At 44.6% G+C, this 23,409-nt stretch carries 23 protein-coding genes; 10 read left to right on the top strand and 13 right to left on the bottom strand.

All coding sequences use genetic code 11. The features are described 5' to 3' along the window. Positions 1-30 precede the first annotated feature (30 nt). Positions 31-720, bottom strand: a complete 690-nt coding sequence (pdsR, locus tag KL866_RS19595; protein ID WP_025257541.1) for a proteobacterial dedicated sortase system response regulator — start codon at positions 718-720, stop codon at positions 31-33. Between the two features lie 685 nt (positions 721-1,405). Here pdsR and KL866_RS19590 point away from each other — a divergent pair. Genes KL866_RS19590 through KL866_RS19580 form a run of 3 tightly spaced genes read left to right on the top strand, consistent with a single transcriptional unit; the run spans position 1,406 to position 3,857 of the window. After that, positions 1,406-2,338: an ABC transporter ATP-binding protein gene (locus KL866_RS19590; RefSeq protein WP_214996620.1), complete on the top strand. Its 933-nt coding sequence runs from the start codon at positions 1,406-1,408 to the stop codon at positions 2,336-2,338. A gap of 26 nt (positions 2,339-2,364) precedes the next feature. Beyond that, positions 2,365-3,180: an ABC transporter permease gene (locus KL866_RS19585; RefSeq protein WP_025257544.1), complete on the top strand. Its 816-nt coding sequence runs from the start codon at positions 2,365-2,367 to the stop codon at positions 3,178-3,180. Then, on the top strand, positions 3,180-3,857 hold the full coding sequence (locus tag KL866_RS19580; RefSeq protein ID WP_214996618.1) for a tRNA (guanosine(46)-N(7))-methyltransferase TrmB: 678 nt from the start codon (positions 3,180-3,182) through the stop codon (positions 3,855-3,857). Before KL866_RS19585 ends, KL866_RS19580 begins: the two co-directional genes overlap by 1 nt. Before the next feature lie 97 nt (positions 3,858-3,954). On the opposite strand, the gene KL866_RS19575 is transcribed toward KL866_RS19580, so the two are convergent. After that, positions 3,955-4,686 (bottom strand): EAL domain-containing protein, encoded by a 732-nt coding sequence (locus tag KL866_RS19575; protein WP_025257546.1) that lies wholly within the window; start codon positions 4,684-4,686, stop codon positions 3,955-3,957. 581 nt (positions 4,687-5,267) lie between these two features. Here KL866_RS19575 and panP point away from each other — a divergent pair. Beyond that, the gene (gene panP / locus KL866_RS19570) at positions 5,268-6,902 is read left to right on the top strand and encodes a pyridoxal-dependent aspartate 1-decarboxylase PanP (RefSeq protein WP_025257547.1); all 1,635 of its coding nucleotides are present in this window, start codon (positions 5,268-5,270) and stop codon (positions 6,900-6,902) included. A 159-nt stretch (positions 6,903-7,061) separates the two neighbouring features. Here the strand turns inward: panP and panC are convergent, their stop codons facing one another. The 7 genes from panC to sfsA all read right to left on the bottom strand — a co-directional run bounded on the left by panC (position 7,062) and on the right by sfsA (position 13,093). Further along, positions 7,062-7,913 (bottom strand): pantoate--beta-alanine ligase, encoded by an 852-nt coding sequence (gene panC / locus KL866_RS19565; protein ID WP_214996616.1) that lies wholly within the window; start codon positions 7,911-7,913, stop codon positions 7,062-7,064. An 11-nt stretch (positions 7,914-7,924) separates the two neighbouring features. Beyond that, a complete protein-coding gene (gene panB, locus KL866_RS19560; RefSeq protein ID WP_025257549.1) occupies positions 7,925-8,719 on the bottom strand; it encodes a 3-methyl-2-oxobutanoate hydroxymethyltransferase in 795 nt (264 codons plus the stop codon). Between the two features lie 57 nt (positions 8,720-8,776). Then, positions 8,777-9,274, bottom strand: a complete 498-nt coding sequence (folK, locus tag KL866_RS19555; protein WP_214996614.1) for a 2-amino-4-hydroxy-6-hydroxymethyldihydropteridine diphosphokinase — start codon at positions 9,272-9,274, stop codon at positions 8,777-8,779. After that, positions 9,267-10,589 carry a polynucleotide adenylyltransferase PcnB gene (gene pcnB / locus KL866_RS19550; protein WP_214996612.1) on the bottom strand — a complete coding sequence of 441 codons (1,323 nt, stop codon included), beginning with the start codon at positions 10,587-10,589 and terminating at the stop codon, positions 9,267-9,269. Before pcnB ends, folK begins: the two co-directional genes overlap by 8 nt. 98 nt (positions 10,590-10,687) lie before the next feature. Next, the gene (gene gluQRS / locus KL866_RS19545; RefSeq protein ID WP_214996610.1) at positions 10,688-11,611 is read right to left on the bottom strand and encodes a tRNA glutamyl-Q(34) synthetase GluQRS; all 924 of its coding nucleotides are present in this window, start codon (positions 11,609-11,611) and stop codon (positions 10,688-10,690) included. A gap of 73 nt (positions 11,612-11,684) precedes the next feature. Further along, on the bottom strand, positions 11,685-12,134 hold the full coding sequence (dksA, locus tag KL866_RS19540) for an RNA polymerase-binding protein DksA (protein WP_025257553.1): 450 nt from the start codon (positions 12,132-12,134) through the stop codon (positions 11,685-11,687). 242 nt (positions 12,135-12,376) lie between these two features. Further along, entirely contained in the window at positions 12,377-13,093 is a 717-nt protein-coding gene (gene sfsA, locus KL866_RS19535; RefSeq protein ID WP_214996608.1) for a DNA/RNA nuclease SfsA, read from the bottom strand. A 191-nt stretch (positions 13,094-13,284) separates the two neighbouring features. Between sfsA and pepB the strand changes: the two genes are divergently transcribed. Continuing rightward, on the top strand, positions 13,285-14,568 hold the full coding sequence (gene pepB / locus KL866_RS19530; RefSeq protein ID WP_025257555.1) for an aminopeptidase PepB: 1,284 nt from the start codon (positions 13,285-13,287) through the stop codon (positions 14,566-14,568). Positions 14,569-14,674: 106 nt separating this feature from the next. On the opposite strand, the gene KL866_RS19525 is transcribed toward pepB, so the two are convergent. Continuing rightward, on the bottom strand, positions 14,675-14,857 hold the full coding sequence (locus KL866_RS19525) for a hypothetical protein (protein ID WP_025257556.1): 183 nt from the start codon (positions 14,855-14,857) through the stop codon (positions 14,675-14,677). A 495-nt stretch (positions 14,858-15,352) separates the two neighbouring features. On the opposite strand from KL866_RS19525, the gene KL866_RS19520 reads away from it, so the two are divergent. Next, positions 15,353-15,955 carry a YhgN family NAAT transporter gene (locus KL866_RS19520; RefSeq protein WP_025257557.1) on the top strand — a complete coding sequence of 201 codons (603 nt, stop codon included), beginning with the start codon at positions 15,353-15,355 and terminating at the stop codon, positions 15,953-15,955. Next, positions 15,956-16,534 (top strand): YjaG family protein, encoded by a 579-nt coding sequence (locus KL866_RS19515; protein ID WP_025257558.1) that lies wholly within the window; start codon positions 15,956-15,958, stop codon positions 16,532-16,534. A 64-nt stretch (positions 16,535-16,598) separates the two neighbouring features. Here the strand turns inward: KL866_RS19515 and rsmD are convergent, their stop codons facing one another. Beyond that, positions 16,599-17,270, bottom strand: a complete 672-nt coding sequence (gene rsmD, locus KL866_RS19510; protein ID WP_025257559.1) for a 16S rRNA (guanine(966)-N(2))-methyltransferase RsmD — start codon at positions 17,268-17,270, stop codon at positions 16,599-16,601. Between the two features lie 66 nt (positions 17,271-17,336). Between rsmD and ftsY the strand changes: the two genes are divergently transcribed. The 3 genes from ftsY to ftsX are packed head-to-tail and all read left to right on the top strand — an operon-like array spanning position 17,337 to position 20,625. After that, positions 17,337-18,908 (top strand): signal recognition particle-docking protein FtsY, encoded by a 1,572-nt coding sequence (gene ftsY, locus KL866_RS19505; protein WP_214996606.1) that lies wholly within the window; start codon positions 17,337-17,339, stop codon positions 18,906-18,908. Positions 18,909-18,934: 26 nt separating this feature from the next. Beyond that, positions 18,935-19,648, top strand: coding sequence for a cell division ATP-binding protein FtsE (ftsE, locus tag KL866_RS19500; protein ID WP_214996604.1), 714 nt, complete (start codon positions 18,935-18,937; stop codon positions 19,646-19,648). Then, positions 19,645-20,625, top strand: coding sequence for a permease-like cell division protein FtsX (gene ftsX / locus KL866_RS19495; RefSeq protein ID WP_025257562.1), 981 nt, complete (start codon positions 19,645-19,647; stop codon positions 20,623-20,625). Before ftsE ends, ftsX begins: the two co-directional genes overlap by 4 nt. Before the next feature lie 14 nt (positions 20,626-20,639). Here the strand turns inward: ftsX and KL866_RS19490 are convergent, their stop codons facing one another. Together KL866_RS19490 and KL866_RS19485 are read right to left on the bottom strand one after the other, a co-directional pair. Then, positions 20,640-21,878 (bottom strand): EAL and HDOD domain-containing protein, encoded by a 1,239-nt coding sequence (locus tag KL866_RS19490; RefSeq protein ID WP_025257563.1) that lies wholly within the window; start codon positions 21,876-21,878, stop codon positions 20,640-20,642. Between the two features lie 142 nt (positions 21,879-22,020). Next, positions 22,021-23,247 (bottom strand): EAL and HDOD domain-containing protein, encoded by a 1,227-nt coding sequence (locus tag KL866_RS19485; protein ID WP_025257564.1) that lies wholly within the window; start codon positions 23,245-23,247, stop codon positions 22,021-22,023. Between the last annotated feature and the right edge of the window lie 162 nt (positions 23,248-23,409).

Below are 23,409 nucleotides of genomic sequence, written 5' to 3'. Positions count from 1 at the left end.
GGGTGAAACACAGCTTTAGACGCAAGCGCTTTACAGCTGCCAGCGGTATCCCATACCGTACACTGTATCAATATGATCAAAGTTTGGGTCAAGCTGCACAAACTTCTTTCGCATACGTTTTATGTGTGACGTAATGGTGGTGTCATCGACTACCATTCTAGACTCATCCATAAGCTGTTGACGGCTTTTCACGTGTCCTGGTCGTTTGATAAGCGCGTGCAGCATCCAGAACTCTGTTACTGTCAGTAAAACAGCCTGGTTTTGCCAGCTTACCGTCATTCTCGATACATCTACTTTTAAATCACCTACTTTTAGTTCATCTTTTTGCTCTGTAGGGGCAGCAAGTAAATCTGTACGTCTAAATAGTGCGGCAATTCGGGCTAACAGGTGGGCCATGCTGATATCTTTAGTCAAGTAGTCATCAGCGCCCATGCGAAGACCGCTGATAGTGTCTACATCGTTATCGCGTGCGGTAAAAAAGATAATGGGAAGGGTTTGAGATAGGCCTCGTAGTTGTTGACACAACATAAAGCCACCTTCTATCTCATCTTTTAAACCAATATCAATAATGGCTAAGTCGGGTAGCGTGTGGTTAAACGCTTCTGCAGCAGAAGGCCTGTCTTCATAAGCATTTACACTATAACCTTGCGCTTTAAGCGCCATAATATAGTTTTCGCGAATGGCCGCGTCATCTTCCACTAATGCAATTGTCTTTGGCATACATTAACCCGCAATTATAATTCTAATAGAGCGCACACTATACCTATGAACAAAAGCTATTGCCTAAGTTCGACATAAAATCCTCAAACTTGCCTCATTTGCGCCATATTTGAGAAGCGTTGAACGAAATTTTCATTGGTGAGGCATTATACAACGCAAGTTTCTATCTGGCTTAGCGTCCTATTGCACTGTCTATGCGGATTGATATCAAACTATCACTATATTTCCACAATTAGGCGCTTTTTCTGCCATTTATACCGTGTTAAATAAGCATCGTCTGTCAAACACAGTGCGTTGGCTTTAAAAACACGCTTGATAGCGTCATTTGTTTTAAAAGGCACTATGTTGTTAAAACAGACTGTGCTGCTGATGTCTCTTTTCGGTATTAAGCTACCCTTTGCGCTGCGTGCTACCCCAACGGTACGCAGCGCTTTTTTTAAAAGGTTGAAAAAGTGTTTTTCGCTCTCATTTAGTAAGGCAATCAGGCGTAAGCTTAATCTGTTTAAAGCAACCACTAAACGCGAGTGTATTCATTTAATAGCATGAACTAGGTTACACTTCGTTGGCTATATATTGTTAGCGACAGATAACTAGATCTCACTAAAGTTGGTTAGGGCGTACTGACCTTTGACATATATCAAAGGTCAGTATGTCTCAGTAGTCACACTCTCACTACGGGCAAATCATGAAAGCGTTGGACATTAAAGGGTTAACCAAAACCTACAAAGGTGGCGTACAGGCACTTAAAGGCGTCGACCTTACGGTACAAGAAGGAGACTTCTTTGCATTACTTGGCCCAAATGGCGCGGGTAAATCTACCACCATTGGCATTATAAGCTCACTTGTTAATCAAACTAACGGCAGCGTTTCGGTTTTTGGTTACGATCTCACAACGCAAAAAGAAAAGGCCAAAGCCTGTATTGGTCTGGTGCCACAAGAGTTCAACTTCAACCAGTTTGAGACGGTACTGCAAATTGTGCTAAACCAAGCGGGGTACTATGGTGTGCCGCGCAGTATTGCCAAGGAGCGTGCTGAAAAATACCTTGCTCAGCTCGATCTGTGGGAAAAACGCGATGCCCGCGCCCGTGAGTTATCAGGTGGTATGAAACGCCGCTTAATGATTGCCCGTGCGTTAATGCATGAACCAAAGTTACTTATTTTAGATGAACCAACTGCAGGGGTAGATATTGAAATTCGCCGCTCTATGTGGGGCTTCTTAGAAGAAATAAACCGTCAGGGGATAACCATTATCCTTACCACCCACTACCTTGAAGAAGCAGAGATGCTGTGCCGCAATATCGCCATTATTAATAAGGGAACCATTGTAGAGAACACCAGCATGAAGGCGCTGCTGTCTAAGCTTAATGTAGAAACCTTTGTGTTAGATATCAAACTCCCAAATGGCGTAGCGGCCACGGACAACTTACTAACCAGTTTCGAGCACCGCTTGATTGACAATCACACTCTTGAAGTTGATGTAGAGAAGAGCGAAGGACTAAACCCTGTTTTCACTCAACTAAGTGAAAAGGGCGTTCAAGTAATGAGCATGCGCAATAAATCAAATCGCCTTGAAGAATTGTTTGTGCGTTTAGTTGAATCAGCGAAGCAAGCTGGCTAAACCCACAGCAAGTAAAGGTGAAGAACATGAAAACTGAAAGTACACAAATGAACACAGAAGAAAACGTGGGCTGGTTTAAGCAAAACTATGTGGCGTTAACCACGATTTGGATAAAAGAGTGCACGCGTTTTTTGCGCATATGGGTACAAACCCTGGTGCCGCCGGCTATTACAATGAGCTTGTATTTCGTTATATTCGGTAGCCTTATTGGTAACCGTATTGGCGAAATGGGGGGCTTTACCTACATGGAGTTTATTGTGCCGGGTCTCATTATGATGTCGGTGATCACAAACTCTTACGCTAATGTGTCGTCCTCATTTTTTAGCGCAAAGTTTCAGCGCAATATTGAAGAGCTATTGGTATCGCCTGTGCCAACCTCGGTCATCATTCTTGGCTATGTTGGCGGGGGCGTGGCTCGCGCTATTCTCATTGGCATTATTGTTACTTTGGTATCGCTATTTTTTGTTGATGTGCAAATCCACAATTTAGGCATCATTGCGCTTACCTTACTACTTACTTCTACCTTGTTTGCTACTGCGGGCCTGATTAATGCGGTGTTTGCCAAAACTTTTGATGATATCAGCGTGGTGCCAACGTTTGTTTTAACGCCGTTAACTTATTTAGGCGGCGTGTTCTATTCTCTTACGCTATTGCCTGAATTCTGGCAATGGGTGAGCAAAGCGAACCCTGTTGTATACATGGTCAACGGGTTTCGATATGGCTTCTTAGGTGTATCTGACGTGAACGTGACACTGTCGCTTACTTTGTTAGTGGGCTTCAACGCGTTGCTATTTAGCGTGGCGTACTACTTACTCAAAACCGGTAAAGGTATTCGTAGCTAATGGCAAGCGGTAACTCTAGAGAAATCACCACATCGCAGGTGGGTATTCACGATAAGTTAGATGACTTAGTAAAAAAGTACCAAGTGAGTGAAAACAAGCGACCGATTAGTGAGCATACACAAGCCGCCTTTGATGAAGTAAGTGCTTGGCTTGATGCCGGCAACGGCTTTAATGGCGAGATTATTCTAGACTCTTGCTGTGGTGTTGGCGAAAGTACGGCAAACATAGCAAGAGCTAACCCCGATGCCCGTGTTATCGGTATCGATAAATCCGCGTTGCGGGTGGATAAACATGAACATTACAGCGCGCAGCAGGATAACTATCGTGTGATCCGTGCCGATGTAAATGACTTTTGGCGGTTGGTAAAACAGTCTAACTGGAACGTGACGCAGCACTTCTTGTTGTATCCCAACCCGTACCCCAAAAAGACTCAGGTTCAAAAGCGTTGGCACGCCAGTGCGGCCATGGTGGATTTGATGGCGATCACCCCTAACATAGAGGTGCGAAGCAACTGGCTTATCTACCTGATGGAATTTGCGCAAGCGGCTAAGAACTACGGCATGGTGTCAGACTTATCCGAAGTCACTGGCGATAATCACATGACGCCATTTGAGCGAAAGTACCGAGGTAGTGGGCAATCCTGTTGGAAGCTGAATTGCCGTAGCGAAGAAAGCTGAAAAGACCTTAACCAATAAATTACTGTAAAAACAACCTAAAGCGGGGCAAGATTGATATCTCGCCCCGCTTAGTTTGTATTACTGAATTGTTAGTTTATTAGTGGCGTGCTGTTGCACTTCTTACGTTCGCCATCGGTGGGCTAAACACATAACCTTGAGCATAACGAATGGGCAAGCGCTTCACGCGTTCTAAATGGGCTTCATCTTCAACATGCTCGGCAATTGTGCTAACGCAGTGGCGCTCACATAGCGACAGTAAATAGTCTACGTATTCTCTCACAGCCTCTTGCTCGTCGTAGTGCTTAATAAGCCCTCCTGCCAGCTTTATTCCTCGAATCGGCAAGTTCATTAAAGCGCGTATGTTTCCTGGGCAAGAACCTACGTTGTCGATAAATACTCCAAGGCCTGCGTGCATGCTTTTTTCTATAAACGCAGTTAAGCTTTTGGGATTCGACAATGCGGTAGAGGCGCTCACTTCTATACTCACTCGCTCGGGCGTGGGGTAACTCGCTAAATGCGTTATTAGCGTGTTGGTTAATTCCTGGTTGTACAAATCTTTTGCAGTGATATTGATATTCCAAGGAATATTCACATCGTGAAAGTAACTGGCACACTGCACGAACATACTGGCTGCAAGTGTGTTTACGTGTTGTTCTCGCTCAATAAGGTATAGAAACTCACTGGGAAGAAAAGTCTTATCTCCTTGAGTAATCAGACGCGCCAAGCACTCGTATCGCCATACTCCCTGACTGTTTAAATCTACGATAGGTTGAAAGTAGGGAACAATATCTTCTATGGAGAAATTCTCGGATATTTCGCGTATGGGCATAAACCGACCTCCTTGAAATGCTGTATTCAATAGTGACTGATACGCTGCCCACACCTGCATTTAACAGATATAGCAGGTCGCACATCCACACTATTCACAAATTAAATATAGTTGAGAGTACAAAATTTTGCGGTACTAATTTGAAAGAAGTATTGTTTGTTGTAGACGCTTACAACGTGAAGAAAGTAAGGTTCGGGTATAACACCCTATTTAAAAAATAGACTAACTAGTCTGAATGTTACACGGAAGACACTGATTTGGTTGATTCTGCCTCTTGGCGAGCATTGCAATCTGATGTAAAGTGCCTCACCCTGAAAGTGTTGTGATAAGTTTTCAGGTTTGGCAACGAATGGACCGCGTAAATGCGCATTAGCCTAGCCTATGTCTAAGTGTTATTGAGCTGTCATCTAGCTTTTAAATAGCAACGAGATATAGGGGGTAAATAGCTGCTGTTTAACAAGCATGCTAAATGGTTAAAAGGAAAAGTAAGTGTCAGGCCGGTATCCTACAAAACCGCCTGTTTATTTCGCCCAATAAATGTAAGCGAAATGTGTGATTGTTCAAAATATGAGGTGTGTTGAGTGGGTGAAGCGCAAGTTAGTTTAGAGCACCTGTTTAGGGTCTTTACCAAACCTGAACACAAAGACTCAAAGCTGGCTCAAATAGAGCAGCATTTATCTGACAATATCTTAGATTTTTTGTCGCAGCATGTGGTGACAAAAAAGACGTCGTTAGAAGAGATTGAAAAAGATTTTTCAGACTCTAAGGTGCCTGAGTCACCGGAGTTTGTGTCTACTCATGCTGAGAGCTTACTCGATAAGCTTGTTGCGCACTCTGTAAATACTTACTCGCCTACTTTTATTGGCCACATGACCTCCGCGCTGCCTTATTTTCATCTGCCGCTTTCTAAGTTAATGGTAGGGCTTAACCAGAACCTGGTTAAAATAGAGACCTCTAAAGCTTTCACGCCGCTAGAACGTCAAGTGCTAGGTATGATGCACAACCTTGTGTACGACCAGCCTCAGGATTTTTATGATGAGCACTTGCACAGTGCAGCACACTCATTAGGCGCATTCTGTTCTGGCGGTACTATCGCTAATATCACTGCTTTGTGGGTAGCTCGCAATAAATTGCTCGGCCCTCAAAAAGGCTTCTCAGGTGTCTCTAAAGCAGGTCTCGCTGCTGCCTATCGCCACTACGATATTAACAATTTAGGCGTAATGTGCAGTAAACGCGGTCACTATTCGTTATCTAAAGCCGTTGATGTTCTAGGATTAGGTCGCGAACAATTATTGACTGTACCTGCGCCAAAACAAACCCTAGACCCGTCAAAAGCCCTTCGCATAGGTAAGCGTTATCAAGAAGAAGGTAATAAGCTTCTTGCTATCGTTGGCGTGGGCGGGACTACCGAAACGGGGCATGTAGACCCGCTAGACGAGCTTGCTGACGTAGCGAAAGAGCTTGGCTGCTGGTTCCACGTAGATGCAGCCTGGGGCGGCGCAACGCTATTTTCGGCGCGATACCGCGACAGATTGAAAGGCATTGAGCGAGCAGACTCAGTCACCATTGATGCCCACAAACAAATGTACGTGCCCATGGGTGCGGGCATGGCACTTTTTAAAGACCCACAAAACGCCAACACGGTAAGGCATCATGCTCAGTACATACTGCGCGCAGGCTCCAAAGATTTAGGGGCTACTACCCTAGAGGGCTCGCGGAACGGTATGGCTATGATGGTGTACTCAGCACTGCATATATTTGGTCGCAAAGGTTACGAGCTCCTTATCGATCGCAGTATCGATAAAGCCAAAGACTTCTCACAAATGATAGATAAGGCGAGTGACTTTGAGTTAACTACTACGCCCACGTTATCGTTATTAACCTATCGGGTGTGCCCCGAAGAAGTACAAGAAAAGTTAAAGCACGCTAACGCAAAAATGCGCAACGCGATAAACGAAAAAGTTGATGCGCTTGTTGTTGCGGTGCAAAAGCAGCAACGTGAAGCGGGTAAGTCATTTGTTTCCCGTACCCGTTTAGAAGCGCCAGATTATCCTTCCCAGTGTATTACCGTATTTCGCGTGGTGTTAGCCAACCCGTTAACGAGCCATAATGATTTGGCCGCGATTTTGGCTGAGCAGCACTTAATTGCGAAAGAAACACAGGCGTGGAAAGACCTTATGGATTTTGTTAGCGAAACAGAAACTCTAGCTTCTTAGGTACAGCTTCTTAGATAATAGCCCTTTAGGTATTAGCTTCTTAAATTTGAGTCTCTTTAACGCCAGCGAAAAGCTAACTTCTCGCAACGAACAAATAAAAAAACGCCCGACGCAGATACCTGAGTCGGGCGTTCTTGTTTACGTGAAATCGGCGCGTGTTTATTTTCGCGTAATTTGCATGTTATCAATTAAGCGCGTCTTACCCATATACATAGCTACAAGCAGAACCAGCTCTTTGTCGTTATCACCAGGTGCTTCAAAAGTAGCTGCATTAACCACTTGGCAGTAGTCTTTCTTAAAGCCTTTCGCTTCAAGGTTCGTTACCATAGTATTTTCAAGCTCAACAAAGTTAATGTTGCCATTTTGAATGCTCGCTTTAATGCGCTGCATCTCCTCAAAAATAGCGCTTGCTGTGGCTTTTTCTGTGTCTGTCAGGTAGCCATTTCTAGAGCTCATTGCTAGACCTGACGCCTCGCGCTCGGTAGGTACGCCGTGAACTTTTACCGCCATTGACAAATCGCGCGCTAAAGCGCGGATCACTTGTAACTGCTGAAAATCTTTTTCGCCAAAGAAGGCATCGTCTGGCTGTACCATGTTAAACAGCTTAGTAACCACGGTGGCAACACCGCGAAAATGTCCTGGACGACTGGCGCCACAGTGAGAGTCTGATATACCAGGTACTTCAACAAAGGTCTGCGCGTCTAGTCCTGCCGGGTACATCTCAGCAACGCTAGGCAAAAATACCGCATCTGCGCCCACAGAAATAAGCTTAGCTTTATCTTCTTCTATGGTACGTGGGTAGGCGTCTAAATCTTCATTCGCACCAAACTGCATGGGGTTTACAAAAATGCTTACCACCACTTTGTCGTTATGTGCTTTTGCTTTTTTAACTAGTTTAAGATGACCATCGTGTAGATTGCCCATAGTCGGGACAAAACCTACGGTTTCACCATTTCGACGCCACGTATTTACGGTGTTGCGCAATGCTGAAATACTATCAAGCACCTTCATATTTTACCTCGTTACTCGAAGCTGTGTTCAGCAGAAGGAAACGCGCCGCTTTGCACATCCTCAATGTATTTTGATACTGCTTTGCGCATATCACCGGTTTCTACAAGATAGTTCTTCGAAAACTTAGGCATGTAGTTGGCGCTTATACCAAACATATCGTGCATCACTAGAATTTGACCGTCGGTATCTTTGCCAGCCCCAATACCGATAACGGGTATGGTTAAGGCTTCACTCACAACTTTTCCTAGTGATGAGGGTACACACTCAAGTACTAGCAGTTGAATACCTGCTTCTTCTAATGCTTTTGCCTCGCTAAGCAGCTTTTCAGCTTGGCTTGCTTCACGACCCTGAACCTTAAATCCACCAAATACGTGTACAGATTGTGGTGTTAAGCCTAAATGACCACACACAGGCACACCGCGAAGGTTTAAGCCTTTAATGGTGTCGCATAACCAGCTTCCACCTTCCATTTTCACCATGCTCGCACCTGCAGCCATTAATTTTGCTGCATTAGTGTAGGTTTGCTCTGGTGTGGCGTAAGACATAAATGGCATATCGGCTAAAACGAAAGCGCGTTCAGTACCGCGACGTACACTTTTGGTGTGGTAAGCAATGTCGTCGATAGTTACCGGTAGAGTGTCATCTTCACCTTGAAGAACCATGCCTAAAGAGTCGCCAATAAGAAGGGCGTCAACGCCTTGTTCATCGAACATTTTGGCGAAGCTGGCGTCGTAAGCGGTTAAAGAGGTGATCTTTTCTCCGGCCTGCTTTTTCTTAAGCAAGCCCGATACTGTTACTTTCTTCATGGCATGTCTCAGGTTGATATTGTTGATATCGTGTGGCGAACTATACGGATTTTGTCGCTAATTGGAAGAGGGCAGGCGACGAAGCCCGTCTAGGGAGCAGTTAGCGACCCAAGCAGAAATGGGTTTGCCGTCGTGCATAACCATAGTGGGTGCAATTTCAAACAGCGGCACCATCACAAATTCACGTTCGGGCATGCCGTAGTGGGGGATAATTAGGTCGGCGGTGTCAATAGTTTCGCTGCCGTATAACAAAATATCCAAGTCTAACGTGCGCGGCCCCCAGCGTTCACCTTTGCGCTCGCGACCTTCTTCCAATTCAATGCGCTGAAGTTGTTTCAATAACCCGTGAGGCTTTAACGACGTTTCTATTAAGCATACCGCATTAATGTAATCAGGTTGGTCTTGCGGCCCCATCGGTTTACTTGAATAAAGTGAGGAGGTCTTAAGTACGCGAGTGTCTTCTATTTTACTGATAGCATCGAATGCGCGCTGCGCTTTTCCTTGGCTATCGCCAAGGTTACTACCTACGCCAATGTAGACATGTTCTTTATGCATCTGGGTCTCGTTTAGCTGCTGGTTTACGCTTGCGTTTGCGCGGTGCGCCTTTAGCGCCGCCTTCATTTTTGCGCAGTGCGTTAAGCATGCCTTTTTGCTTGCCATTGTCTGCGTGCTGGAAGTGTGTCCACCACTGAGCTAATTCTAATAAGTCGCCGCCTTCTGTTTGACCGCGTACTAATAAAAAGTCATAACCCGCTCTGAATTTCGGATGGGTAAGCAATTGAAATGCTCGACGGCCAAAGCGTTTTGGTAAACGCTGTTGTAAAACCCATATGTCGCGTATCACAGTAGAGAAACGTTTCGGGATCATTATACGCTGAGTCTGCTGGCTAATTACCTCGCTCGATGCAATATTGAATGCATCAAAAGCGTTTAAGCCTGATTCGCTTTGCAAACGCTGAGATTGCTCCTCTACTGGATACCACAGTAATGCTGCATATAAAAATGCGGGTGTAACACGCTGATTACTATTAATTCGCTCATCTGTGTTAGCTAGTACACGGCGAACAAACTGCATTTCCTTGCTGTTTTCGTCTTTTAAGAACGGCGTTAACTGAGGGAATAAAGGCTCAATTAAATTGTACTCATGCAGCATAACAAAGGTTTCTTCGCCTTTACCTGATAAGAACAATTTGAGGGTTTCTTCAAATAATCGCGCGGCCGGAATATTTTGTAATAGATTTGCCAGAGATTTAATCGGTGCAGCCGTTTTTGCTTCAATGCGCATGCCTAACTTAACAGCAAAGCGCACCGCGCGTAGCATGCGTACCGGATCTTCACGATAACGTGTTTCTGGGTCACCAATTAGCTCTACTTCGCGCTTTTCTATCGCGGCTAAGCCATTTGCAAAGTCTTTTACCGTGAAGTCTGCCACACTGTAATACATGGCGTTAAAGGTAAAGTCACGACGCTCGGCATCTTCTTCAATAGAGCCAAAAACATTATCGCGCACAAGCTGGCCGTGCACGTCGCGTTTGGCTACAGCTTTACCTTTTGGAATATTTTCGTCTTCATCTGATTCTTGGTGATGCCCGCGGAAAGTGGCAACTTCAATAATTTCGCGGCCAAAAACAATGTGAGCTAGGCGAAAGCGTCTGCCTATAAGACGACAATTTCGAAACAAACCTTTAATCTGCTCGGGCGTGGCGTTAGTTACCACGTCGAAATCTTTAGGTTCATGACCCATCAATATATCGCGTACACAGCCTCCTACCAAATAGGATTCGAAGCCAGCTCCATTAAGGCGATACATTACTTTCAATGCATTTGCGCTTACGTCTTCACGAGATATACCGTGTTCTCCACGGGTCATTGTCCTTGGCTTTAAAGCGTTTGGAGACGAACTCTCTTTTGAAAAAGCGCGCTTAACAGATTTAAAAACACGATGAATGATGATGGTAACTCCGCAGACTATAATGGTCCGCTATAATAAGTGGATTCACGCTGTGGAACAATAATTTCGGGTGTTTTCACTACTATTTTCCTATCCCACACCGAAATTGCTGTCCTAACCGCCGTATCAATATCGTCAAATTCTGAAGCGTTCGGAAAGGAAAAGCCTAAAAAGTCCATCACACGCACAATATTTTCTAACGCTAATTGGTTATTAACAGGGGCTGCACGGTTTTGTTTACTCAGTTTTCTGCCTGGCGCCACGGCCGCCACCGGCACATGTCCGTATTGGGGAACGTTATAACCAAGCGTTTTATACACCGCGCGCTGCAATGGCGTTACATCAATAAGGTCGCACCCTCGGATCACACGATTAACCTGTTGAAATACATCGTCCAAAATAACCACTAGGTTATAAGAGAACAAACCGTCTCGCCGTTTTAGTACTACATCCTCAGCTTTTAAATCAGCGTCTGAACTAGAAGGGGTAACTTCACCCATAAGCAGATCATTGAATGGGGCAAGCTCACAGTCCATTTTTAAACGAATGGCACAATCCGCTGTGGTTGTTTGAAGCGACTTGTTGCGACAGCGGCCGTCGTATATCCCACCCATGGCCTTAATTTGCTTGCGGGTACAAGTGCAGTAATAGGCTTTTTCTTGTATCAGTAAATCATCAAGTACAGCTTGATAGCGCGAATGCTGTTGGCTTTGGTAAATGACATCGTCGTCCCAATGCAAGCCGTGCGCTTCTAAAGTGGTTAGAATATCTTTGTTGACACCCGCAATACAGCGCGGTTCGTCAATATCTTCCATGCGAAGTAACCATTTCCCATTATGGCTTTTCGCGTCTAGATAGCTGGCAACGGCAGTAACTAATGAGCCGAAATGTAATTGGCCGGACGGTGAGGGAGCAAAACGCCCTACATAGTGGTTATGCATAATTAAAGCTTAACAAAAAGCCCCATCTTTTTGGGATGAGGCTTTCTATATCAACATACTTGTGGTTGGTAGCTTAACCTTGAAGTTGTTTTTCTTTGATTTCGGCCATGGTCTTACAGTCGATACACAAATCAGCTGTAGGACGTGCTTCTAAGCGACGGATACCAATCTCGATACCACACGAATCGCAGAAGCCGAAATCGTCTTCTTCAATACGCTTAAGCGTTTTTTCAATTTTCTTTATTAGCTTACGCTCACGGTCACGTGTACGTAATTCAAGGCTGAACTCTTCTTCTTGAGCTGCACGGTCTACAGGGTCGGGGAAGTTTGCTGCTTCATCCTTCATGTGCGTTACCGTGCGGTCAACTTCCTCACGAAGTTGGTTACGCCATGCCTTAAGCAATAGACGGAAGTGCTCCATTTGGGGCTCGCCCATGTACTCTTCGTCAGCTTTTGGCTCGTACGGCTGTAAACCTGCCAGCGCTAATAGTCCTAGGGATTTTGTTTCTTTTCCTGTTGGCATCTGCCACATCTCCTACACTACGACATCCATCTTGTCCTGATTGGACCGATATCTATATCAGACTCGACACCTTCAGGCAATCGATCGTGTCTATGTAATTATTATGCTGGTGTATTGCTTTCTTAAATTAGCCAAGTGTTTTTTTGATTAAGCACACTGGCTACCAGCAAACGCATTAGTGCGTTCTCCCACTAAAACAAGGCGCAAATATGAAGGCGAAATGAAAAAAATCAACCTATTTTTTACAGAATCAAAGGGAGTGTTTGATTTAATAGGATTTTTTGTTCGTCTATCATACAGCTCGCGGCAAACAAAGTTACGCCAGCGTTTGCGGCAGTCTTTACGCTTTCTGCATAAGTTGGATCAATATGCTTTGCCACTTGAACGCTTTCGATGGCAGTGTGCTGCACGCAGAACAACAAGCTGGTTTTTATGCCGCTTTGCGCTAAACGAGCGAGTTCAAGGCAGTGTTTCGCGCCGCGCTGGGTGACCGCATCCGGAAAAAATCCTTCATTCTCATTTGCTAAGGTGACTGATTTAACTTCCATATACTCTATAGCGTCTTGGTACTGCACATTTTTTCGAGTTAGCGCAAAGTCGAATCGGCTATTAGCAGTAGGAGGTGTTACTTCAGCTTTCCAGCTGCTAACACCGGAAAATTCACTCAGCACCTTGTTATCTAGTGCTTCTGCCACCAACTTATTAGCATTGTGTGTATTGATGCCGATGAAGTGACCATCGAAAGTTTGTGCCAGTTCCCATGTATACTTGAGCTTTCGTTTAGGGTTTGTCGATTCACTTAAGAATACCGTGTACCCCGGTTCAGCGCAGCCGGTCATTGCGCCTGTATTTGGACAATGAGCAGTAACGATTGAACCGTCGTCTAGCTCAATGTCGGCAAGAAAACGCTTGTACCTTTTAATAAGGGTGCCGCGTAATAAGGGGGGGGAAAACTTCATGTATCGCCTTTTTTATTAAAAATAAGGTTTACCGCGTCGACACACCTTGCCGTTATTCGTGTGCAGTGGCACAGGATTCATGGATAGCGGACGACATATTCGCGGTATGCAGGCAAAAGAGAGTAACAAAGATTTGAGCAAGCGCAAAAAGCGCTTATCGAAACATAACGATGTATAAGGAATAAAACGCGATGGCAGAATTTACCGTTAGCCTTTCAACCAATAGTGCTGAAGCTGTATGGGGTGAAAGCGCTAAGCTTTCTTTCACTGAATCAGGCGCAGTCATTCACTTGCCTGATGACAAGCTTAACGAGCGTTTGATTCAGCAAGCGGCGAGAAAATTAGATGGCCTTGGTTTGCCTTCCGTTGCGCTTAGTGGAGATTGGCATAAAGAACAGCAGTGGGCTTTCGCACTTAGCTTTACACGTGCACTTAAGCCAGCGTCTATTCAATGGGCGGATACGGCTGACAAAGCATCGCTAGAGCAGGAGTATGCGGCATTACTATTTACCCGTCAGTTGGTGAACGAAACCCCGGAAGACCTTAGCCCTGAAACCCTAGCGACACGCGCTGCGCAGTGGCTCAAATCACTAGGTGGGGACAAAGTCACTTACTCAATGACAGTAGGTGAAGATCTTAAAGAGCAAGGCTGGATAGGTATTTATAACGTAGGTCGCGGTAGTGAGCGCCCGCCAGCAATGCTAGTACTTGATTACAATCCAACCGGTAGAGAAGATGCGCCAGTTGACGCGGTACTCGTGGGCAAAGGCATTACGTTCGACAGCGGTGGCTACAGCATTAAATCTAGCGAAGGTATGCTAGATATGAAGTGCGACATGGGTGGCGCGGCAACGGTAACGGGGGCGTTGGGCTTATCTATTTCTCAAGGCAGCGAAAAACGCATTCAGCTTATATTATGCTGTGCAGAGAATCTTATAAGTGGTCATGCTTACAAACTGGGCGATGTATTAACTTATAAAAATGGAGTAACCGTTGAAGTTGTTAACACCGATGCAGAAGGGCGTTTAGTACTGGCAGATGGTCTTATGGCAGCAACGGAAACTGGCGCACCACTTATTATTGATGCTGCAACGTTAACGGGTGCTGCAGTGGTTGCATTGGGCTCTGATTATCACGGCGTGTTTTCACTAGATGATAATGCGCGCGAGCAAATGCTTAACGCAGCAAAAGCAGAAAACGAACGCTTTTGGCCATTACCCCTTGAAGATTTTCACGCAGACCGCTGCCCGTCAGCGTTTGCTGACACGGCGAACAGTCGCCCGATGAAAGGTGGCGGTGGTGGCGGAGCCTCAAACGCAGCAGGCTTCTTATCGCGCTTTGTTAAACCTGAAGGCTGGGTGCATTTAGATTTGGCTGCGGCTTATCACGGTGGCGCAACCTCTGAAATGCCAGTAGGTGCAACAGCGAAAGGCATTCGGTCAATTGCTAGAATGTTGAAAGATTTTAATGCATAAGCATAGGGCACGCGCCACTGCGTATCCTATGCACAGGTGCCGATACTAACGGCCCTTTTTTAAAAAAGGGCGTGACTAATAGTAATGTTACGCCCTTATCCGTTAGTTAAATACCGCCCAAACGTTCGGCAAGTTTTTTATAACGCTCAACGTCGTCGCTATCGAAAAGTGGGTTACCGTCGGTATCTTTGTCTTTTGAGACTAAAAGACTTTCACGCTCAAGGCGCTCTACACGTACTTCTTGCACGCCAAGAAAGGCAGCCACTTCTTTAACCGTCATCAAACTCATTATAATATTTCCTATCTCGATTGTTGTTATTCTTTGCCAAAAAGGCCCTAGGTTTGGATAAGGCCGTCTAATCTCGTAATTACATCAGGAGTACTTTTTAAAAAACATTACCTAAAAGGCGAATAAAACACTAAGCAACTTGCTTAGACAAAACCTCTAGGTTTAGTTGGGTTTAACCCAAAGGCACGAGTGCGTTTTTGTCGCTAAAGCGTGTTATGTGTTGCTCCCTTTTGTTTTAGTTAAGCGCATTTTTGGTATTTTTCGAGTCTTTTTACGATTCTTTTTATGTCCATAGAAGTCGGTATACCTCTCTTAAAGCAGATTTAAAGCTAAATAGAAGTAAAGAACAGTGACATAATGCTAAAAGATGTTTTTAACTCACACTGCTTGGTTTACCATTGCGCGCCAAAACCATCTATCTTCATGAATCTTAGGTTATACTTTGCGGTTCATGTTTAAATTGGGTTCACGCTCTAAATCGGAGACAGTAAAAAAATGGATACTTGGTCCGCAGCCGTCATGCTTTTTTTGATCATGGATCCTCTTGGTAATCTGCCGGTTTTTATGTCGGTGCTTAAATCCATTGAGCCTAAACGACGTCAATTTATTCTTATACGAGAGCTTTTGTTTGCGCTTGGTATTTTATTTCTATTTTTGTTTAGCGGCCAATCTGTGCTCAACTTTTTGAATGTTGAGCAAGAAACAGTAAGTATAGCCGGTGGGATTATCCTGTTTCTAATTGCGCTCAAAATGATTTTTCCATCATCGGGTAACCCTAGTGGGTTAGCCGTAGGTGAAGAACCTTTTCTGGTGCCCCTTGCGATTCCTATGATTGCAGGCCCTTCCACATTAGCAGCATTAATTCTTCTTGCTAATCAGGCACCAGATAGGATGGTCGACTGGTCAATTGCGCTTGCCGCTTCGTGGTCAATTAGCGCGGTGATCTTGTTATTTTCAAATGTATTTCACAAAATTTTAGGGGAACGTGGCCTAGTTGCGATGGAGCGATTAATGGGTATGATCCTTGTTATGATCGCTATCCAAATGTTATTAGACGGCGTTACCAAATATTTCATGCATGCCACTGGAGCCCTTTAAATGGCAAAGCAAAAACTTAATACCTTTGGGCGTGTTCGCGCCTTGGAAGGCTGGAAAGCCGTTGCATTCGGTGCTGCATTACTTGAGCGTATGCTGCCTAACTACACGCTTTTCTGTGAACTGACAGAAAGTGGGGACGCAAGCGCGTTACGTAACTGCCTGAACTTAGTATGGGAAACGCTAAAGTCTCCTAAGAGTAAATTCAATATCGCCGTGCAGCTTGAGAAAGTAGAGGTCGCCACGCCAGATACGAGTGAACACGATAACTATGGTGTGTACCCAGCTATCGATGCCGCTATTGGGTTAGCTGGCCTTCTTAACTTAATCGCAGGTGATGATCCGCAAGGTGCGGTGGTAATCAGCAAACTATCACAAGGTAGCGTTGAAGCTTACCTGTTAGAAAGTGAAGAAGCTGATGACGAGACCGTGAAAGGTCATCCACTTATGGAGTTTGAAGTTGAGGTACAAAACGAACTGCTCGATTACGTAGAGCAGGCTAAGTATCCTGCAAAGGCAGCAGACGAAATGAAAGCCCTCGCCTTGGAAGCAGGTATCTCCAACATAGGCCTTGAACTTTAAAGTAGCTGGGCCGTGCACTTTAGGTAGGTTCACGGCTTTACGCTGCGCTAAAAGAACGTTTTAGTTAGTTCACTTCTATTAACATGTAGCGCAGTGCGCTGGTGTATTTCTCTTTAATAACTTGCCAGTGGCTAGGTAACGTAGGTGTTGTGAGCGTACTCTCATGTTCTAAGTAAACTACGCTGCCGCTTCGCACTAGGTTATTTTCTACAAGCGACGTAAGCGCAGGCGCTACTAAATCTTTGCCGAACGGCGGGTCGACAAATACTACATCGTAGGGTGATTCGTTAAGCCCCTTCAAGATGTCTAGGGCATTACCTTGATGGACGTGGGCTGACGTAACCTCATTTGCTTTTAGCAAAGAAAGATTACTTTTAAGCTGGGAAGCAGCCTGATTATTCAGTTCTATGAAATCACAATGCGAAGCATAACGTGATAATGCTTCCAAACCCAGTCCACCAGAGCCTGCAAATATATCTAGGCAACGAGCGTCGTTAATATAGGGCATTAACCAGTTAAACAGAGTCTCTTTATTTCTGTCTGTGGTTGGTCGTAAACCTTCTGCATTTAATACGGGTAACTTTCTACCGCGCCACTGACCACCAATAATGCGTATTTGCCCAGGGCTATTGGTGCCTTCAGCTTTCCCATTTTTGAGGGAATGTCTTTTTTTTGCAGAAGATGGGGCCCGAGTAGGGCGAGAAACTCGCTTCATAGTGGCTGACAATGGTATCATGCGTTCATACATTAGGCGGCAAGTGTAGCCGAAATTGCTAAGAATTTATAAGGATTTGTCCTAACAATGTCGAAACTTTTTGGCTGGTTCAATAAGAACAAAAAAGCAGAAAAACAAAAAGCCCAAGCGGAAGAAGAAGCTCGCGCAAAGGCGGAAGCTGAAGCACAGGCACAAGCCCAAGCGGAAGAAGAAGCTCGCGCTAAGGCGGAAGCTGAAGCACAGGCTAAAGCTCAGGCTGAACAAGAAGCCCGCGCAAAGGCGGAAGCTGAAGCACAGGCTAAAGCCCAAGCGGAAGAAGAAGCTCGCGCTAAGGCGGAAGCTGAAGCACAGGCTAAAGCTCAGGCTGAACAAGAAGCCCGCGCTAAGGCGGAAGCTGAAGCGCAGGCACAAGCCCAAGCGGAAGAAGAAGCTCGCGCTAAGGCGGAGGCTGAAGCACAGGCGAAAGCCCAAGCGGAAGAAGAAGCCCGCGCTAAGGCAGAAGCTGAAGCACAGGCTAAAGCGCAAGCCGAAGAAGAAGCTCGCGCAAAGGCAGAAGCTGAAGCACAGGCAAAAGCCCAAGCGGAAGAAGAAGCTCGCGCTAAGGCGGAAGCCGAAGCACAGGCAAAAGCGCAAGCCGAAGAAGAAGCCCGCGCAAAGGCAGAAGCTGAAGCACAAGCCAAAGCTCAAGCGGAAGAAAAGCCGAAAGAGAAGAAGTCGCTATTCGCACGCTTAAAAGCAAGCTTATCTCGTACAAAAGAGAATTTAGGCAGCGGTATAGTTAGCCTGTTTAAAGGCAAAGCTATCGACGATGAGCTTTACGAAGACCTAGAAACTCAGCTTTTAGTGGCTGACGTAGGTATGGATACAACGCAGAAAATCATCGACCATTTGACTGACAGTGCTTCTCGTAAAGATTTGAAAGACGCCGAAGCCTTGTTGGACATCATGAAACAGCAAATGTCGGGTATGCTATCTCAAGTCAACCAGCCGCTCCCTGAGGTTATTAAGGCTCACGATTCAAGTGAAGGCCCATTTGTTATCTTAATGGTGGGGGTCAATGGTGTAGGTAAAACCACTACCATTGGTAAGCTTGCTAAACAATTTCAGCAAGAAGGTAAGAAAGTTATGCTTGCCGCCGGTGATACATTTAGAGCCGCGGCGGTTGAACAACTTCAAGTATGGGGCGAGCGCAACGACATTCCCGTTATCGCACAACACACAGGTGCTGATAGTGCATCAGTACTTTATGATGCGCTAGAAGCAGCAAAATCTCGTGGTACAGATATTCTTATTGCCGACACAGCAGGGCGTTTGCAGAACAAGAATAACTTGATGGAAGAGCTTAAGAAAGTGGTTCGCGTTATGAAGAAGATAAACCCTAACGCGCCTCATGAAGTTATGCTTACATTAGATGCAGGTACTGGGCAAAACGCTATCAGCCAAGCCAAGTTATTTAATGAAGCCGTGGGCCTAACAGGTATCACCCTAACCAAGTTAGACGGCACAGCGAAAGGTGGTGTTATATTCTCTATTGCCGATAAGTTCAAAATTCCTATAAGGTATATAGGTGTTGGCGAAAGTATCGATGATTTACGCCAGTTTGATGGACAAGAATTTATTGATGCGCTGTTTAGCGAAATGGACACACCTGAAAGCTAACACCAGCAAAGCGGTAGGGAAAAATAATGATAAAGTTTGAGCAGGTAAGCAAAACCTATCCGGGCGGACAACGCGCGCTTAGTAAGGTGAATTTTCATATTGCGCCGGGCGAAATGGCCTTTTTAACAGGGCATTCTGGTGCAGGGAAAAGCACGCTACTCAAACTTATCAGCCTCATGGAGCGCCCAACAGTAGGGCGCGTTTTGATTAATGGTCATGACCTCAACGCTATTACCCGTCGAGATATAGCCTATATTCGCCGCGACATTGGCATGATCTTCCAAAGTCATCATTTGTTGATGGATAAGTCGGTTTTTGACAACGTGGCTTTGCCGCTAGTCATTGAGGGGTATACCCACAAAGAAATTCGCAAGCGCGTAGAAGCAGCTCTTGAAATGGTAGGCCTTAGAGACAAAGCGCGTTGCCTGCCTATTACTTTGTCAGGAGGTGAGCAGCAGAGAGTGGGGATTGCACGAGCGGTAGTAAACAAGCCACCGTTACTGCTGGCAGACGAACCAACGGGTAACCTCGACCCCAAACTTTCCATGGAAATTATTCGCCTGTTTGAAGATTTTAATCAAGCGGGGGTGTCAGTGCTTATTGCTACTCACGATTTAGGCTTGATTGCTCGTATGCGTTACCGCACGCTCACATTGAAAAGCGGGCAAATGATTACCGATGGTCTAACCGATGATATCGACAGCTCAGTATCAGGCAATGGCGAAGGAGGCTGGTCGTGAGTATTTTATTTAAAGGCCGCGCACAAGGCGCATCTTCAGCGAAAGTTGGCTTTGCGCAAACTATTGTTATGTTCTTTGTCAGTCATGTGCGACAAGCATTGTCTAGCCTTGGTGAATTGTGGCGACAGCCATTAGCCTCGTTAATGACTATTGGCGTACTTGGATTAAGCATAACTTTACCAAGCACGCTTTATATCATGGTAAAAAATACTGAAAAAATTACCGCGGGCTGGGATCAGGCATCAGAAATTTCCCTATTTCTAAAGCCCAATATCAATGCTACAAGTTCACAACAGCTAGTCGCTAGATTGAATACCTGGCCTGAGATAGATAGCGTGGTATACATCCCTGCGGATGATGCACTTAAAGAGTTTCAGCACTTATCTGGACTAGGCGACGCCATAGCATATCTTGAAAAAAACCCCCTACCAGATGTAGTACTTGTTACCCCAAATGAAAAACATGCATCGCCCACAGCGGCTAAAGCGTTGTTAGACAAGCTTCGTCAGCAGAGAGAGGTAGACATCGGTAAGCTCGATATCGAGTGGTTAGAGCGTTTGTATGCGGTTATTGATATTGCTAGAGACTTAGTAACCTTAATTGGCCTACTACTGTTTATTGCTGTGGTGCTAATTATCGGCAATACCATTCGCCTAAACATACTTAATAAGTACGATGAAATTGTTGTAATGAAGCTGGTGGGAGCTACTGATGCATTTATTCATCGCCCATTCCTGTATACAGGCTTCTGGTATGGATTGCTCGGCGGATTAATGGCTTGGTTTGCAGTAATTATTATTTTGTGGTGGATGGATAGCAGCATAACCACATTTGCTGCCATGTATCAGAAAGATTTTAATATTACTGGGCTAACTGGCACGGCGTTGTTTACTATGCTCGGCCTTTCTGTACTACTAGGCTTGTTAGGCTCATTGATTTCGGTGCAGCGCCACGTTAGAGAAATAGAGCCCAAATAACGCGTTATGCGCAATTAATTGGGCTTGGCGCTTGGATAATGAGACGAAATTGCACTGCGTATGCCGTTACCCCACGTAATGGCTTGGTTGTAAAGCATATGTAGTTGCTTTTGATCAATGTTAAGCATCTTTGCTTGTTTTATCACGTTCATCCACAGCGCACTCTCAAACGCGCGAACGAGCGTCATATAGTTGTTTACTTCAATGTTTTTCCCCAACAGTGCGTCATTGACCTCTTCAGAGAGAGGCAATTGCTTCACAATATCTGTCATTGACTGGTCTAGCAAACCCTCAAGTAGCGAGAACAAACCAACTAGAAAAGGTATCGGTGGGTTGTTTTTAACGCCTCTTAGCTCGGCAAGTAAATCAAAGAACTTAGCACGTACTAGCGACATATGAATGATTTCAAGCGGCTTTTCATCTGCTAAGTTAGTCAAACTTAATAGTGCGATAAACTTCTTAATCTCAACTTCGCCCATGTAATTAAGCGCATGCTTCAGCGAGGTGATTTTGTAGCGCTTGTTGATGGTGGGGTTGTTAATAAACTTCAGCAATAAAAAGCTGAGAGTAGCATCGCGTTCAATTATTTGGCTAATGCGTTCAACATCAAAGTTATTACTCGAGCTTTCCCCCATCAAATCTACAATATTCATCTTTGAGGCGGGAAGTTCTCTTAATATGCGAGCTTCGGGTTGGGAGAAAAAGTAACCTTGGAAAAAATCGAAGCCTAAGTCTACACAAGTAGAGAAGTTATCTTGAGTATCAACTTGCTCAGCCACAAGCTGTACGTTCGAATCGTGATACCGTGGAATATGCTTTTCGATGGTCTCAAAGCGAGTTTTAGTCACATCTACTTTGACGATGTCGATAAGAGGGAAAATATCGTGCGTTGCTGCCACCATCAAAGGGTCGTCGATAGCTAGCTTAAAGCCAAGCTGTTTTATGTGCTGGCATGCTTCAAATAAACCGCTGGATTTATCAGCAGGGTCCGCCAGCTCAACAACTACCGATTCAGGGTTAAGCGATGTTGGAAAGCGTGAAATAATGGTGTCAGAAGAAAAGGTTATAAATGACGTTTTCTCACCGCTGATGTCATCTAGCCCTAATGGGTGAAAATGTTCAGAGATATACTTGGCTTTTTCTTCACTATGTTCAGGATAGGCACCAGATTTACCATCTCGGAACAGGAGTTCGTAAGCAAATACATTTTTGCTTTTGTCTAAAATAGGCTGACGAGCTATAAAAGCGAACATAATCTATCCTGAGGCAACATGGTTTAATGGTGTTTTTAATTGCTATATGATGGGCTTATGCATCTATAAACAACATGCTATAGTCTATGATATGTAGACATTAACTAACAACAATTCAATGAACAATTTTCAATTGCATTAGTTAGTCATCTTTTAGAGCGGAGCTATGAATGTGTTTCGCCCACTTAATTGCTTCGTTATAATAGCTATGCAAAAGGCTTTGTTTTATCTCATATTTGGCTGAAAACTGTTTAACTCCTCCCCAATTTGCACGCTCAAAACACTGCACTAATGTTAAACAGTTGCGCAGCATACCTGGTGTGCCGCAAAGTGCATTCTTCACATCGTCACATATTGGAACTTTGCTTACCAAATCATCTATACGTTGCTCCATCATTGCATCAAGTAAAGATAACAGCCCAGTAAGAAAGCCTTTAAGCGGGTTTTCTGAGCCTTTTAGCTGAGTAAATGCTAACTCACAGAACTTGGCTCGAACCAGTGCCATCTGCATCAATTCGGTAGGCTTTTCATCACTTAAGTTGGCAAGAGCAAGTAAAGAAATAAATTTTTTCACTTCTACTTCACCCATGAAGGTTAGCGCATGTTTAAGTGAAGTGATTTTATTGCGTTTATTTACCATAGGGTTATTGATAAAACGCAGCAGCAAATAGGTTAATGAAGGGTCTCTCTCGATGATGTTATTCACGTCATCAAAATTGAGTTTTGCTTGGCTACTTAGGGTTAGCAGTTCCATCATGGTTAAGCTGCTTGGCCCTAATTTCCTATGCCTAACAATCTCAGGTTTAGCTAGGAAATAGCCTTGAAAGTAATCGAATCCCATATCTTTGAATTTCTTAAATTCTTCGTATGTTTCGATTTTCTCTGCAACTAGCTTTATTTTATTTGATTTGAAGCGTGTAACTAAAGCAGGAATTTTATCGTGCGGAATTTCTGTAATATCAATTTTAACGATGCTGGTAAAAGGAATAAATGCTTCCCATTTACCCTTCATGTCGTAGTCGTCTAAAGCAATAGGGTAACCAAGCCCACGAATATGCTTGCAAGCCGCAACCAGTGCGTCATCTACCTCTACGGTTTCAACAATTTCAATTACAACTTTGTCAGCATCTAAAGAAGTGGGGAAGCGAAACATCAGCGTATCGCGATGAAAATTGATAAACGCTTTTTTGTCTCCGATAATTTCTTCAATACCCAGGCTCAAGTGGGTAGAAGTCAGTATCTTTGAGGTGGCTTCATCGGGCGGGATATCTGGGAAACAGTTCTCCTCTCCAACGCGAAAAAGCAATTCGTAAGCATAAACTTCTTGGTTTACATTAAATATGGGCTGTCTAGCGACGTAAGCAAACATTGAATACCTCTTTGCTTTGCTTGCCTTACTCCTTTCCTTAAGTATTTCCCTTCCAGTTTTTTATTGTTTTAGTCTGGAAAATGCTATGCAGCGGTTGTAGTGCAAAATCGATTGATACAATCTAATATTTTCAATTTATAAGGAGAAAATCAAGGGTTAATA

The sequence above is a fragment of the Alteromonas sp. ALT199 genome (assembly GCF_018619335.1).
Taxonomy (GTDB): Bacteria; Pseudomonadota; Gammaproteobacteria; order Enterobacterales; family Alteromonadaceae; genus Alteromonas.
The sequence above is the reverse complement of the archived record's forward strand: the minus strand, read 5'-3'. Positions and strand labels throughout refer to the sequence as shown.

What these genes read in the sequence shown, in the direction of transcription:
- panB (WP_025257549.1), bottom strand. Translation starts at nt 8,719, where the DNA reads ATGAAGAAAGTAACAGTATCGGGCTTGCTTAAGAAAAAGCAGGCCGGA.
- KL866_RS19590 (WP_214996620.1), top strand. Translation starts at nt 1,406, where the DNA reads ATGAAAGCGTTGGACATTAAAGGGTTAACCAAAACCTACAAAGGTGGC.
- dksA (WP_025257553.1), bottom strand. Translation starts at nt 12,134, where the DNA reads ATGCCAACAGGAAAAGAAACAAAATCCCTAGGACTATTAGCGCTGGCA.
- KL866_RS19485 (WP_025257564.1), bottom strand. Translation starts at nt 23,247, where the DNA reads ATGTTTGCTTACGTCGCTAGACAGCCCATATTTAATGTAAACCAAGAA.
- ftsE (WP_214996604.1), top strand. Translation starts at nt 18,935, where the DNA reads ATGATAAAGTTTGAGCAGGTAAGCAAAACCTATCCGGGCGGACAACGC.
- panC (WP_214996616.1), bottom strand. Translation starts at nt 7,913, where the DNA reads ATGAAGGTGCTTGATAGTATTTCAGCATTGCGCAACACCGTAAATACG.
- pcnB (WP_214996612.1), bottom strand. Translation starts at nt 10,589, where the DNA reads ATGACCCGTGGAGAACACGGTATATCTCGTGAAGACGTAAGCGCAAAT.
- KL866_RS19585 (WP_025257544.1), top strand. Translation starts at nt 2,365, where the DNA reads ATGAAAACTGAAAGTACACAAATGAACACAGAAGAAAACGTGGGCTGG.
- pepB (WP_025257555.1), top strand. Translation starts at nt 13,285, where the DNA reads ATGGCAGAATTTACCGTTAGCCTTTCAACCAATAGTGCTGAAGCTGTA.
- KL866_RS19575 (WP_025257546.1), bottom strand. Translation starts at nt 4,686, where the DNA reads ATGCCCATACGCGAAATATCCGAGAATTTCTCCATAGAAGATATTGTT.
- sfsA (WP_214996608.1), bottom strand. Translation starts at nt 13,093, where the DNA reads ATGAAGTTTTCCCCCCCCTTATTACGCGGCACCCTTATTAAAAGGTAC.
- KL866_RS19515 (WP_025257558.1), top strand. Translation starts at nt 15,956, where the DNA reads ATGGCAAAGCAAAAACTTAATACCTTTGGGCGTGTTCGCGCCTTGGAA.
- KL866_RS19580 (WP_214996618.1), top strand. Translation starts at nt 3,180, where the DNA reads ATGGCAAGCGGTAACTCTAGAGAAATCACCACATCGCAGGTGGGTATT.
- pdsR (WP_025257541.1), bottom strand. Translation starts at nt 720, where the DNA reads ATGCCAAAGACAATTGCATTAGTGGAAGATGACGCGGCCATTCGCGAA.
- KL866_RS19490 (WP_025257563.1), bottom strand. Translation starts at nt 21,878, where the DNA reads ATGTTCGCTTTTATAGCTCGTCAGCCTATTTTAGACAAAAGCAAAAAT.
- ftsY (WP_214996606.1), top strand. Translation starts at nt 17,337, where the DNA reads ATGTCGAAACTTTTTGGCTGGTTCAATAAGAACAAAAAAGCAGAAAAA.
- rsmD (WP_025257559.1), bottom strand. Translation starts at nt 17,270, where the DNA reads ATGATACCATTGTCAGCCACTATGAAGCGAGTTTCTCGCCCTACTCGG.
- gluQRS (WP_214996610.1), bottom strand. Translation starts at nt 11,611, where the DNA reads ATGCATAACCACTATGTAGGGCGTTTTGCTCCCTCACCGTCCGGCCAA.
- folK (WP_214996614.1), bottom strand. Translation starts at nt 9,274, where the DNA reads ATGCATAAAGAACATGTCTACATTGGCGTAGGTAGTAACCTTGGCGAT.
- KL866_RS19520 (WP_025257557.1), top strand. Translation starts at nt 15,353, where the DNA reads ATGGATACTTGGTCCGCAGCCGTCATGCTTTTTTTGATCATGGATCCT.
- KL866_RS19525 (WP_025257556.1), bottom strand. Translation starts at nt 14,857, where the DNA reads ATGAGTTTGATGACGGTTAAAGAAGTGGCTGCCTTTCTTGGCGTGCAA.